Genomic DNA, 12,246 nt, shown 5'->3' on the forward strand with positions numbered 1-12,246 from the left:
CAATCAGTAACTCCATCAATAACAAGTTTATTTAGGAGATACTGATTACTTCTGAAAAACGTTAACTACTTTGATGAACGTACCCTAATCAATAACTCCCCTAATTGACTGCCACCGACGAGAGCTTTTTTTTCGTATGCAAAAAAGCAACTCCATTTGTGACAATTCCTCCGGAATTTATTGTTGAATCATAGAACAACTAATTGGTAGATGCACCCTGATAATTGACTCCCCTGGCTGGCTGCCACCACTAGGGGCTTTTTTTTGGAAAAACTACAGTCAACCATCAGATAAATTTATCCGGAAGACAGAAATTTATCCTGGAAAAATTAATTGATAGATACACCTTAATAACTAACTTCCCTGTTTCTTTGGTAATCGCTAGAGCCTTTAAGGGTAGATGTTTAATTGGTCTGCTCTGGTGATTGGTAGTTGCTTGGGGCTACACTTTAGCTCAAGATTGGAGTTTTATTCTAGCCCAGATAATGTGTTATTGGTGTGAATGTCACAGTCTGTTAACTAGATTTTCTTGAGTCTCAGGAATTATAACTTATTTTCCACAGAGTAGGTGTAAATTTATCGCAGAGTCATTACCTATCATATTTTGAATAAGTAATCTGAAAAAAGTTCCCATTGAGTGATTATGATTACTTAATTTTGGCTGACTCTTTTCTCGCCCTGATTTGTAGTGTTTGCATATACTTAAGTAAGTATATGTTGGGAAGAGAATGGGTTTGCGATGACCTGTGGTCGGTTGTAGACTGTCGCCTACTGTGGGTGAGTACACCATCGCCTCATCATGGAGCAAAAAAATACCTGATTTACAGGATAATTTACTGCTTCAAGATAGTATGATTCCAGGCGATGGCTCTATCTTAGTAGAGAACTACTTATGATTTTTGTGCTGAGAGAGCATATCTTAATGCTTATGTCTCGGTTTTCTCACAGTTAGAATTTTTCTCTAGAATCTTTACCCCGTGATAGATTAATACGGCTATGTCTAGAGATATACTTAAGTATATCGGCATATCGGCTACATCTAAAAGAGATACAAAGCTACATGAGTTTAGCTGTTATTAAATTTTCTTCCGAAGAATGCGGTATCTGCCACAAAATGTCTTTTTATGACCAAAAGGTGGCTGAAGAACTAGGCTTGCAATTTATTGACGTAAAAATGCAGGATACAGCGACCTATCGCAAATATCGCAAGATTCTGCTCACCCAGTATCCTGATAAATCTGAAATGGGATGGCCTACCTACATTATTTGTGATTCTCCAGAAGGTGAATTCCAAATCATCGGTGAAGTGAAAGGAGGACATCCCAAAGGAGAATTTAGAACTCGTCTACAGCAGGTTATCAATTCCACTGCTAATCAGAACTAATCACCTCAAAGGATTTTACCTCTAGGACAGGGCCAATCATGGCAATGGTCATGATATCCTCGCGCACCTGTCCTTTAACTTGAGCTTTTTGCCCAGCTTTGAGTAATTCTTTATCTGCACCCTTGAGGATTTCATAGGTAGCACCCTCATCGGTGACTAATGCCCATGTACCCATGCCAAGTTCACGGCGTTCAATTTTACCTGTAACTGTGATGCTCATAATAAGTGCTGAGTGGGGAGTGCTGAGTGGGGAGTGCTGAGTAGGAAGTAGGGAGTGGGGATAGTTATACAAGTAAAAATTCTACCTTGTCTACCTTGCCCCTACTCCCCTCTACGCTGTTTGTCCTTCGTTATTCAATGCTAAACGTGCTAGTGCATAACAGAGTAAGGCGTTGGCTATGAGGAATATCCTGGCTAAGTTGTCACTACCTAAGCCCCAAACGGCTGGGTCTAAAACTGCGCTGACTGTTAAGCAAGCGGCTACACCTAGGGTAGAACCAATGGCGAACCATTTCCAGTTGGGATGACCTAGTAGTAATGCCATTAACACAATTGGAATTAATACACTGGCAAATATGGGATTTAAAGCACCAGTTCCTTGGATGGTGTTGCCTAATTCGGGTAAGGAACTACCTAAAACGCGGAAAGGCCACTGGGGTAGGTCAAAGATATAGATACCTTTGAGGAAGAATAACCCAGAACTACCAAAAATTAGACCGCTAGATAATGACCAACTCCAAGCAAAGGGGAAGTAAACCCGCAAAAACCAGGCTAGGAGATAAGAACCAACTACCATTAATACCTTTGGTAATAATGCTACCGCACCGCCATCTATCCAAAAGCCAGGGTTGAGATAGCCGTTATCTCGTAACCACCGGAAGAAATCTTGAAAGCTGATTTTCCCTTCGATGGCGAGTTTCACTGCTGCTTCGGCGTTGAGTTGTCCAGCACCGTAGTAGTTTAAGCTATCGTCTTGAATGACTCTTGCTGACTGCTTGAGAACTTTTAAAATTTCCTCTGGTTCTTCGATGCCTTTCGCTTTGATTAAAGCTGCTACACCGGCAACGTGAGGAGAAGCCATGCTTGTACCTTGGAGTCCCAGAAACACGCCTTCGCCTTGTTCGTTGATGGTTTCTTGCAGAATTGCCCCTGCATCAGTTCCACCAGGTGCGGAAATATCAACGCCAGCACCAAAGTTAGAATAGGGGGCTTTTTCGCCATTGGGGCCAAATGCTGAAACTCCAATCACGTAGGGGTAACGGGCGGGATAGGAGGCAGAATTTTCGTTTTCGTTACCGGCGGCGGCAATGATGACTACACCTTTTCTGTGGGCATAGTCAATGGCTTGCTTGAGAAGTTGACTTTCACCGCCACCCCCTAAGCTCATATTAATCACATCTGCGCCTTTGTCAGCTGCAAATTTAATGGCTTCGGCAATATCGGCAACAGTCCCGCCACCATAGGAACTCAACACTTTTAAGGGCATGAGTTTGGCTTCGTAGGCAATACCCGCTACACCATATTTATTATTGGTGGCTTGGGCGATAGTCCCGGCGACGTGTGTACCATGTCCGTTGTCATCGCTGGCTTCTTCTTTGTCGTTGACAAAATCGTAACCTTTGACGAATTTTGTTTCTTGCAAATCCCGGACTTTGGTAACGCCTGTGTCAATGACTGCGACAGTTACGCCACTGCCTTTAGTTTGACTCCATGCACCTTCAACACCGATTTTGTGGAGATTCCACTGTTTGCTGTAATATTCGTCGTTGGGTGCAGTTAATGAGGGTTGTACATCTTCGCCGTTCTGGGGTCTTAATATTTCGCCTAGCCAAGTAGGTTTGGCTGCTGGCTCAATTAGGTTATAGATGTAGTTCGGCTCGATAATTTCTGTAGCTTTAGCAAAGGAAGATTTCTTTAGTTCTTTGAGTCTTTTGCGATCGCCTTTGATAATATAAACATTGTCTCGTGCTGAGAATTTATTATCTAGTTGAGGAGTAACGTTGTATTTTTGAGCTATCGCTTGTAAATCTTGCTTGATCACCTCGGCTGGAATATCTTCCCGAAAATCTAACAAAATTGTCTGAAATTCGCCTTTAGCTGCTAGTCCCTGAAAATTCAGAAACCCAAATACAGCCGATACCAACCCGATGACAAACAAGCACAATATTATAAGTTTTCTCATACCAACTCATCACCGCTTTTTGCCAGTTTGCTCACTACGATAACTTATCTGTGTCCCTAATTGGTGGACTTGGCAATTTAGTTAACCTTTTTTAGTTAAATTTTTGACTTAGGACTATTTAAACGATGGAACGTGGACTTTTATGGTTGCCTCTATTAATAATATTTTTCTGGTTGGCTTGGCAAGGGTCAAAGGAGTATCAAAAAGTTGAAGCCTATCGTACTTGGGCAGAGCAATTTGATCGCGCTAAGTATGATATTTATGCGGTCTTGGGTCAAAAAGATAACGATATCACTTGGGGTAAACCCACAGCCAAAGGGCTAATTCAACTAGAAACTTTTTCTTTAGTTGATGTCCAAAAAATCCAACTTTTGATAGATAAAAAAGTAATAGATATTCATTCTTTACCTAATAAGAGTCGTTCTATTGAGCTAGAATTTATCTTTACCGACACAACTAAATCGGTGAAAGTTCCGTTTACAGAAATTCCCTTAGCAGCAGAATGGGGTAAATTTTTGCAAGCGGCATTGCAAAACTTACATCAGGAACAAAATCAGTAATTATTAGTCTCGTTAGTCAGAATTTAATTAATTGACATTTAAATTTGAGATGGTATTCATTGTAGTTTATTAAGTAGCTTGTCAAAAATATCTCTAAATTTGTCCTTGGCTTGATAAAACTGGGATATATCCCAATCAGGCGGACGTGGCTGATCTAGCTGAATTTTATCTAAATAGACATGATATTTCACCTCAATTTGTAATGCTTCAACCCCTGTTATTTGGCTGTAATGTCGAGTGATATAACCGCCAGTAAATATTTTATTTCTCACCACTTGGTAGCCCTGAAATACAAAACTGTCTTCGACTGTTGATATCAAGAAGTTGCCACAGCTTTTCCCATTAAGATTCCCCAAACATATTTGGTCATCAATTAATCCGCCAAAACTGTGTAAGTCGAGTAGATAAACTTTACCAAATTCTTGAACTTTCTCTTTTAGGAGTTTTTCTAATTTTCGGTGGTAAGGAAGATAATAGTTTTGGATGCGGTTTTGTATATCTTCTACTCTGGGATTATTTTTATAAATTGGTTGACCAAATGCTGTTTGTAGCGGTACAACAGATGACCAGAAATTTCCTGCTAAGGGTTCTTTTTTTTCTCGGTTTAAGTCAACTACATATCGACTGTAATTAGCTTGCATGACTGTTACTCCCAATTGCGGGAGAAAATCATATAGTTTATCTAAATGCCAATCTTGGTTGGGGAGATATGCCTGAAATAATAGTGTAGTTATCTCTTGGGGAATTGCTAGCCCACTATGAGGGAGATTAGCAACTACTGGGACTGGTTTAGATATCGGTGTCTTAATAGTAAATAAATCCATTTGATTAATATGAATGCTGAAATAATATCCAAAATTCCTGTTGCTTTAACCATTGCCGGTTCAGATAGTGGAGGCGGTGCGGGAATTCAAGCTGATTTACGCACCTTTGCCTTTCATTGTGTCCACGGTACTAGTGCTATAACCTGCATTACGGCTCAAAATACTCTAGGGGTGGCGCGAGTTGATGCTATGCCGCCAGAGGCTGTTATAGCCCAAATGCGAGCAGTCGTTGAGGATATTGGCGTACAAGCAACGAAAACTGGAATGTTGCTGAACCAAGAAATTATTGCGGCTGTTTCCCAGCAAGTAGAGGCTTTACAAATTGATAACTTAGTTGTTGACCCGGTGATGGTATCACGCACTGGGTCGCAATTAATTGATGATGATGCTATTAAGACACTCCGCGAGCAACTTATTCCCCAGGCAGCTATTATTACACCCAATCGCTACGAAGCCCAGATTCTCAGCAGTTTAACGGTAAATACCTTAGATGATATGAGGGCAGCAGCCCAAGTAATTCATCGCAATTTAAAGGCGAAAGTTGTTTTAGTTAAGGGTGGGGGAATGCTAGGAAATGCCCGTGGCGTTGATATTTGGTTTGATGGGCAAAAGTTAGAAACCTTAACTGCACAGCAAGTAGATACTCAGAATACTCATGGTACTGGTTGTACTTTATCAGCTGCGATCGCGGCCAATCTAGCCAAAAACAAAGATTTATGGCAATCTGTACAACAAGCTAAAAAATATGTTACCAATGCACTCACTTACGCCTTAGATATCGGCAAAGGTCAAGGCCCTGTAGGACACTTCTTTCCTTTGTTATCCAACGAAGAATTACACAGTGTAGCCATTAATCAACGCTAGGCATTTGTCAAATTTCTATTCCCCATGCCCATTAACTAATGTGTAAATCCTGACAATATAACTTGAGATATTTTGGCAATAAGAGTATTTTTCCATATACTCATTGCGCTAGTTGTAAGGCTGACTATCTTTTGATAGGATGGCGCATACTTTAATTAACCTCATTTTGATACCAAGCAAGCGATGCGAACAACCACCGGTTCTGTTCATGGCAATCCATCAAAACCAACATCTCCGACTCATCCAACCTCCGTACCATTATACGTATATAGGGAATTATCAGGAGAATTAAAAGCAACACAGTCACAGTTGGATATGCTGACTGCTAAAAATCAACAATTAGTGCAAGAAAATCAACTCCTGCGCCATGAAATTACTCAAGTTGTTAAATCTTTTATACATTTGCAAAAACTAGTAGATTACCGTATTACTCCAAATTCTCACCCTGAAGTGAGTAATATCCCCAGTAATCATCAGTCTTCAGAAGCTAAAACACGCTCACAGGTTACTCGTTCACGCCAGCCTGTTGTACCTGAAGCGTCTAGCAGCAAAAGCCGTCAGACTAGTTTTGCTGTGCCTGTAGTAGAAATCAATCCTCTTGTGCCAGAAACAGTCTTGATTGAAGAACAAGAAGTAGGTTACTATCCTACCTCTAAGTCAGAGGCTAAGGAAGTTAATGGTTGGTGGTTAGCAATCAGTATTGTGTTCATTATGTTGACAGCTTTTGGGGCTGGATATTTAATTGTGCGTCCCCTATTTGAACAACAAAATCGCTAGTACAAGAAGATAGAAATCCATCTCTATTGGTTATCTTGATTCATCAATTGCAGTGAATCGAATTGACTAGGATCATTTGGTGAAACTGGCTGTTTTTCTATCTGCATCAACTCAGAATTAATCTTCAAAATAGTAGTTCGCAATTGGCGATTTCTCTGAAGTAATTTTTTTCCATTTTAGCCCCCTTTTAACGCCCCATGCCCTGGTGGGTGGGGCGGTTGACTAATATTGTTTGCTCCTAACTATTCAATGCCTTAATAAACCGTTGTAAACTCTTAAACACATTGGGCTTTTTCCCTGGTGCAGCAGTGCTATCTGTAGATGTTTGTGGTTGTCCTTTGGCGAGAATTAAATCTATTTCATCACCGGATGGTTTATTGGGCAATTCGGCTATTTTTGACCATGTGTTGCTATTTTCTACCCAAATTTCCCACAATCCAGGGTAGCAACGGAATACAGCTGTTTCATCATCTACGGGACGCAGGTAATAGCAGGACTCAATGGTACTGATGAAACGTTTGCGGGTTTGTCTGGCGGCGTAACCAATGCCCACAACGCCGGAATCTTCTAGGCGGGGGTTCAACATAACGAAGGGGCGATCGCCTATTATTTCACAAATTTTTTCCAGTTGCGGCACTTCTACAGATGTAGGGGCGATAAATAAGAAAATTTCATCCTCTGGCTGAATTTTGGATTGGATAGAAGCAACTCTACCTGTACCAATATCCAAAATTTTAAATGGGGAATCTGCCCAATCCCGCCGGGCTAAACCCGCCGCGCCAGCATCGGCAAAAAAGATTTTCAAGCGAGATTCATATTCTGTAAAGACTGGGAGAAATTGTTCTGCAACGGGCATAAACTTGAGTTCTGGAAACAGTAACTCAACTTGGATGCGGCTATAACCGTCTGCTAAAGCGGCTTTGGTGGCTTCACGCGCTTGGGCGATCGCATCTTCTAAACTATTTGGCAATTCCGGCATAATCTGTATATGGCTATTTCGTATGTACTCCTATTGTTTCAGGATTGGCTCTGATTTTCACCCCTCAGTTCCAGAGAGAATTATGTTTGGATTTTCTATAACCCTAACCGGAAGGAGTATCTGAAGTCGTGAGAAAATTTAAAACACTTGATGAATTTGAGGAAGAATACTTCCACAAGCACCCTGAAGAAATTGATGATTATTTGACCGAGATATTTCAAGAATACGCACAAGACAATGATTCTGGCGCATTACTGGCATCCTTGCGTGTGATCGCCCGTTTACGGGGAATTAGTGAAATAGCCTCACAAGCAGGTATGACGCGCCGAGGTCTACAAAAAGCTTTATCTAGCAATGGCAATCCACGTCTTGAAAACGTTAATTCTATTATGAAAGCAATGGGATATTGCCTCACACCACAAAAAATCATGCAGTCTGGGGCAGAGTGAATCTCCTATTACACGCTTGTATCTATAATGATTAAGTTAAAACCAACGGCAATGAATATCTTTATCCTGGAATCATAAATCCCCATCTAGATAGGGTTTGGATGATTCTTGGCAGCTTAGAATTAGCTCCATAGCTATATGGAGATTGCGATGGAAAAGCTCAAATTTAAACCGGGTAGTATTTACGAATTTGTGGACAGCGACAAAACTCCCGTTTTCTCAAAATTGAGATACTTGGAAACAGTTTTTAACCCCCATAGTAAAGAAATCACACTCCATTTTGAGATATCGGACGATAATACAGGAAATCCAAAAGATATTTACTTTAGCCAAAGCAGTATCAACCAACAAATAGGCAATATAGTTGAAACTAGTGAGTATCAGGTTAGATATGAATACTGAGTTAATTAAGTTAACCCGTTGCTAAAGATAACTTCGGGACAAGTCTTTCTAAAACTTGCTTTAATACCATCGCTGTCCAATCGATATCAGCTTGGGTGGTATCACGTCCTAGGGTGAGGCGGATTCCTCCGAAAGCAGCTTTTTCGGGATAACCCATTGCTAAGAGTATGGGACTGGGGCTAAGTTTACCACTGTGACAAGCTGAACCTGCACTAATACCAATACCTGCTAAGTTAAGTTGGCGGACTAGGGTTTTACCGCTAAGTTTTTCACCGTCGGCGGATTCTAGACAGAAACTAACGTGGTGGGGTAAACGATGTTCTAAATCGCCGGTGGGGATTAAACCGGGGACATCGGCTAACAAAGAAAATAAGCGATCGCGTAACTTAATTAAACGTGGTGTTTCTGTGGCTAGTTCTTGCGCTGCAAGTTCAGCTGCAATTCCAAAACCGGCGATCGCGGGTAATGCTTGTGTCCCAGAACGCCAACCCCTCTCTTGTCCACCGCCACCGAGTAAGGGTATCAATTCCACACCAGGACGGATATATAAAGCCCCTGCACCTTGCGATCCATATAATTTATGACTAGATAAGCTCAGTAAATCTACAGGTAACTGCTGTACATTTATCGGTAAACGTCCTGCGGCTTGGACTGCATCAGTGTGGAATAAAGCCCCATGTTGTTGGGTTATCTGGCTTAATTCTGCAATTGGTTGGACTGTACCAATTTCACTTTGCCCGTAAATAATAGAAACTAAAACCGTGTTATGTCGCAAGGCGGCTTTTAAGTCTTGGGGATTAACTCTACCTTTTTTATCTACTCCCAAACGGGTGACTTCCCAACCCCACTTTTCTAGTAAATTGGCTGGTTCAGTAATCGCTGAGTGTTCCACGCTGGAAATAATCATGTGTTGTGGAACTGCGGACAGCCTAGCCACACCCATAATTGCTAGATTATCAGCTTCCGTACCCCCGGAAGTAAACGCGATAGCATCGGGATTGGCGGCATTAATTAAACCCGCTACTTGTACCCTAGCTTGTTCTACAATAGTTGCTGCACGTTGTCCCCACTCATGCAGGCTAGAAGGATTCCCCCATTGTTGGGTGAGTGCGGCTTGCATCGCTGCGATCGCTTCTGGGCGCGTGGGGGTAGTAGCACTGTAATCTAGATATATTTGCATATTAATAATTAATAAAGGGTGCTGAGTAATGAGTAATGAGTTGAAAAACCGATGGACTAACACCCCACTACGCTAACAGCACTCAGTAGAGTTTAGTATATTGCTGAAACCTTAAAAAATTGATTGATTACGCGTCGCCGGATAGATTTTTATGGGATAGATAATTTTGGGAATGATAAATATGTTCACTCCCAATCCACTTTTAGCAGATTACCGTGCAGATTTTACTTACACTGAGAAAATTTTCGGTCTTGTGTTTGTTGTTGGCGATCGCTGCTTGTCAAAGAGTCCAGTCTCAGAATGCGCGTCTGCCGGCTCTACCACAAGACCCATTTGTGAAAGTTTACTTTAATCAGTCTGAGTCTTCCGAATATCGAGAGCCTTACCGTCAACAAACTCGATTGGGAGATAACTTAGAACAGCAGATTATTGATGCCATTTTCCAAGCTAAATCTACCATAGATGTAGCAGTACAAGAATTACGTTTACCGGGAATTGCCCAGGCTTTAAGCGATAAACACAAGGCTGGGGTTAAAGTCAGGGTAATTTTAGAAAATAACTATAGCCGTCCCTGGAGTAGTTTCACTGCTGAGGAAATCAAGAAATTACCCCTCAGAGAAAAAGACAGATATTTAGAATATTTTAAATTTGTAGACCAAAATCAAGATAATCAACTCAGCCAAGAAGAAATTAATCAAAGAGATGCTTTGATAGTTTTACAAAATGCCAAAATTCCGTTAATAGATGATCAAGCGGATGGTTCAGCAGGTAGTAGCTTGATGCACCATAAATTTGTCATTGTAGATAATCGAATTGTCATTATTACTTCAGCTAATTTTACCTTAAGTGATATTCATGGAGATTTCACTAATCCTACCAGCTTAGGTAATCCTAATAATTTCTTAGAAATTGATAGCCCAGAGATAGCCACTTTATTGACAGAAGAATTTAATCTCATGTGGGGTGATGGCGTAGGAGGTAAACCAGATAGTAAATTTGGTTTAAAAAAACCTGTGCGCTCTCCCGAAACAATTACATTAGGTGACAACAAAATTACCATACATTTCTCTCCTACTTCACCTACCCAACCTTGGAGTAATACCAGTAATGGGTTAATTGGTGAAACTTTAAATTTATCTACTCAATCTGTTGATATGGCATTGTTTGTCTTTTCTGAACAACGCCTTGCCAATATTTTAGAAACCCGTCATCAACAAAATATATCAATTCGGGCTTTGATTGACAGACAATTTGCCTATCGTCCTTACAGCGAAGCTTTAGATATGATGGGGGTGGCTTTAAGTAATAAATGTAAATATGAATTAGATAATAAACCTTGGAGAAATCCTATTACTACTGTTGGCGTACCTACTTTACCTAAAGGAGATTTATTACATCACAAATTTGCTGTAGTTGATCAACAAACAGTAATTACAGGTTCTCATAACTGGTCAGATGCAGCCAATAATGCTAATGATGAGACGTTAATATTAATTGAAAATCCTGTTATCGCTGCTCATTATGTGCGTGAATTTGCACGTCTTTACACTAAAGGTAAAGTTGGTGTACCAGAAAATATTCAAGCCAAAATTCAATTAGAACAGAAACAATGTCCTCAGATTTTAACTCCAACTTCTAGTACAGATAAAATAAGTAAAATCGTAAATCTCAATACAGATAGTTGGGAAAAATTAGCAACTTTACCAGGAGTTGGTAAAAAATTGGCGGACAAAATTATCATTGCCCGTCAACAAAAGAAATTTGCCTCATTACAAGATTTAGAAAAAGTTCCAGGGATAAGTAATAAAATGATAGGCAATTGGCAAGGTTATATTGAATTATAAAAATTTTATTTCGTAGTCAGGAATTGAGTCAATAATTGAGCAGAGGGAATGAAATTCATACCACTACTGATAGGATTAATAGTTTTCAATTCTCTGGCAACTTCCAGCTTAACGTGGGCGCAAGATAAAACCTGGAATTTGGCTGACTCTTCCGTAATCTCCCACAGACAAAACAAGCCTTTATCTGGACTCAAAATTGTACTTAACGCCGGACATGGTGGTACAGAATTGGGTGCAGCCGGCGCAACTGGTTATTTAGCAAAAGACTTGAATTTGCAAGTGACAAAGTTATTGCGGGATGAGTTAGTGCAGCGAGGTGCAACTGTAGTGATGACTAGGGAATCGGATCAAGACTTGTCCCTTGCAGAACGTCAGAAAATTATAGATCAAGAATCACCTGCGATCGCTCTTACCTTTCACTATCGATTTCTCCCAGATGATGGTGATGCGGAAAATACCAGAGGTGTGAGTAGCTATTGGTATCATCCCCAAGCCCATAGTCTAGCTGTCTTACTACACAACCGTTTAGTTGATGATTTAGGTAGACCTTCTTACGGTTTATATTGGCAGAATCTAGCACTCACACGTCCCCATAGTGCGCCATCAGTGTTATTAGAGTTAGGTTTTATGAGCAACCCTGAAGACTTTGAGGAGGCGACAAATCCCCAGGAACGGTTAGTCAAAACTCTAGCAGAGGGTATTACTGAGTGGTTTAGAAGCCTGTAAGGCGTTGCGACTGAAATGACACTACCGCAATGACACTGTTAAAACTAATATAGCTAATCCGTCTACTTTAGCTCA

13 protein-coding genes are annotated in these 12,246 nt (G+C 40.7%); 8 read left to right on the top strand and 5 right to left on the bottom strand.

The genetic code is table 11. The features are described from left to right. The first annotated feature begins 1,060 nt into the window (after positions 1 to 1,060). Positions 1,061 to 1,384, top strand: a complete 324-nt coding sequence (locus VB693_RS13935; protein ID WP_323266790.1) for a thioredoxin family protein — start codon at positions 1,061 to 1,063, stop codon at positions 1,382 to 1,384. Here VB693_RS13935 and VB693_RS13940 read toward each other — a convergent pair. Beyond that, a complete protein-coding gene (locus VB693_RS13940) occupies positions 1,371 to 1,604 on the bottom strand; it encodes a hypothetical protein (protein WP_323266791.1) in 234 nt (77 codons plus the stop codon). The genes VB693_RS13935 and VB693_RS13940 overlap by 14 nt on opposite strands. A 111-nt stretch (positions 1,605 to 1,715) precedes the next feature. After that, a complete protein-coding gene (locus tag VB693_RS13945; protein ID WP_323266792.1) occupies positions 1,716 to 3,566 on the bottom strand; it encodes a S8 family peptidase in 1,851 nt (616 codons plus the stop codon). Positions 3,567 to 3,691: 125 nt separating this feature from the next. Here VB693_RS13945 and VB693_RS13950 point away from each other — a divergent pair, with 125 nt between their 5' ends. Further along, on the top strand, positions 3,692 to 4,126 hold the full coding sequence (locus VB693_RS13950) for a hypothetical protein (RefSeq protein WP_323266793.1): 435 nt from the start codon (positions 3,692 to 3,694) through the stop codon (positions 4,124 to 4,126). A gap of 56 nt (positions 4,127 to 4,182) precedes the next feature. Here the strand turns inward: VB693_RS13950 and VB693_RS13955 are convergent, their stop codons facing one another. Next, a complete protein-coding gene (locus VB693_RS13955) occupies positions 4,183 to 4,950 on the bottom strand; it encodes an N-formylglutamate amidohydrolase (protein ID WP_323266794.1) in 768 nt (255 codons plus the stop codon). 9 nt (positions 4,951 to 4,959) lie between these two features. Between VB693_RS13955 and thiD the strand changes: the two genes are divergently transcribed. Further along, the gene (thiD, locus tag VB693_RS13960; RefSeq protein ID WP_323266795.1) at positions 4,960 to 5,814 is read left to right on the top strand and encodes a bifunctional hydroxymethylpyrimidine kinase/phosphomethylpyrimidine kinase; all 855 of its coding nucleotides are present in this window, start codon (positions 4,960 to 4,962) and stop codon (positions 5,812 to 5,814) included. 183 nt (positions 5,815 to 5,997) lie between these two features. Next, a complete protein-coding gene (locus tag VB693_RS13965; RefSeq protein WP_323266796.1) occupies positions 5,998 to 6,591 on the top strand; it encodes a hypothetical protein in 594 nt (197 codons plus the stop codon). Positions 6,592 to 6,829: 238 nt separating this feature from the next. Here the strand turns inward: VB693_RS13965 and VB693_RS13970 are convergent, their stop codons facing one another. Next, the gene (locus VB693_RS13970; RefSeq protein ID WP_323266797.1) at positions 6,830 to 7,570 is read right to left on the bottom strand and encodes a DUF1995 family protein; all 741 of its coding nucleotides are present in this window, start codon (positions 7,568 to 7,570) and stop codon (positions 6,830 to 6,832) included. 128 nt (positions 7,571 to 7,698) lie between these two features. Between VB693_RS13970 and VB693_RS13975 the strand changes: the two genes are divergently transcribed. Then, on the top strand, positions 7,699 to 8,019 hold the full coding sequence (locus VB693_RS13975) for an addiction module antidote protein (protein ID WP_323266798.1): 321 nt from the start codon (positions 7,699 to 7,701) through the stop codon (positions 8,017 to 8,019). Positions 8,020 to 8,169: 150 nt separating this feature from the next. Beyond that, positions 8,170 to 8,421, top strand: coding sequence for a hypothetical protein (locus VB693_RS13980; RefSeq protein WP_323266799.1), 252 nt, complete (start codon positions 8,170 to 8,172; stop codon positions 8,419 to 8,421). 10 nt (positions 8,422 to 8,431) lie between these two features. Here VB693_RS13980 and VB693_RS13985 read toward each other — a convergent pair whose 3' ends face one another. Next, entirely contained in the window at positions 8,432 to 9,601 is a 1,170-nt protein-coding gene (locus tag VB693_RS13985; protein ID WP_323266800.1) for a cysteine desulfurase family protein, read from the bottom strand. 215 nt (positions 9,602 to 9,816) lie between these two features. Here VB693_RS13985 and VB693_RS13990 point away from each other — a divergent pair, with 215 nt between their 5' ends. Next, positions 9,817 to 11,445, top strand: coding sequence for a DUF655 domain-containing protein (locus tag VB693_RS13990; protein ID WP_323266801.1), 1,629 nt, complete (start codon positions 9,817 to 9,819; stop codon positions 11,443 to 11,445). Between the two features lie 48 nt (positions 11,446 to 11,493). Then, the gene (locus tag VB693_RS13995) at positions 11,494 to 12,171 is read left to right on the top strand and encodes an N-acetylmuramoyl-L-alanine amidase (RefSeq protein ID WP_323266802.1); all 678 of its coding nucleotides are present in this window, start codon (positions 11,494 to 11,496) and stop codon (positions 12,169 to 12,171) included. Positions 12,172 to 12,246: the final 75 nt, after the last annotated feature.

Origin of the sequence: Anabaena sp. UHCC 0399, assembly GCF_034931465.1 — a bacterium.
In the GTDB taxonomy this organism is placed as follows: Bacteria; Cyanobacteriota; Cyanobacteriia; order Cyanobacteriales; family Nostocaceae; genus Trichormus; species Trichormus minutissimus.

Coding starts and splice junctions, on each gene's coding strand:
- VB693_RS13985 (WP_323266800.1), bottom strand. CDS start 9,601: ATGCAAATATATCTAGATTACAGTGCTACTACCCCCACGCGCCCAGAA.
- VB693_RS13940 (WP_323266791.1), bottom strand. CDS start 1,604: ATGAGCATCACAGTTACAGGTAAAATTGAACGCCGTGAACTTGGCATG.
- VB693_RS13945 (WP_323266792.1), bottom strand. CDS start 3,566: ATGAGAAAACTTATAATATTGTGCTTGTTTGTCATCGGGTTGGTATCG.
- VB693_RS13935 (WP_323266790.1), top strand. CDS start 1,061: ATGAGTTTAGCTGTTATTAAATTTTCTTCCGAAGAATGCGGTATCTGC.
- thiD (WP_323266795.1), top strand. CDS start 4,960: ATGAATGCTGAAATAATATCCAAAATTCCTGTTGCTTTAACCATTGCC.
- VB693_RS13950 (WP_323266793.1), top strand. CDS start 3,692: ATGGAACGTGGACTTTTATGGTTGCCTCTATTAATAATATTTTTCTGG.
- VB693_RS13965 (WP_323266796.1), top strand. CDS start 5,998: ATGCGAACAACCACCGGTTCTGTTCATGGCAATCCATCAAAACCAACA.
- VB693_RS13970 (WP_323266797.1), bottom strand. CDS start 7,570: ATGCCGGAATTGCCAAATAGTTTAGAAGATGCGATCGCCCAAGCGCGT.
- VB693_RS13995 (WP_323266802.1), top strand. CDS start 11,494: ATGAAATTCATACCACTACTGATAGGATTAATAGTTTTCAATTCTCTG.
- VB693_RS13980 (WP_323266799.1), top strand. CDS start 8,170: ATGGAAAAGCTCAAATTTAAACCGGGTAGTATTTACGAATTTGTGGAC.
- VB693_RS13955 (WP_323266794.1), bottom strand. CDS start 4,950: ATGGATTTATTTACTATTAAGACACCGATATCTAAACCAGTCCCAGTA.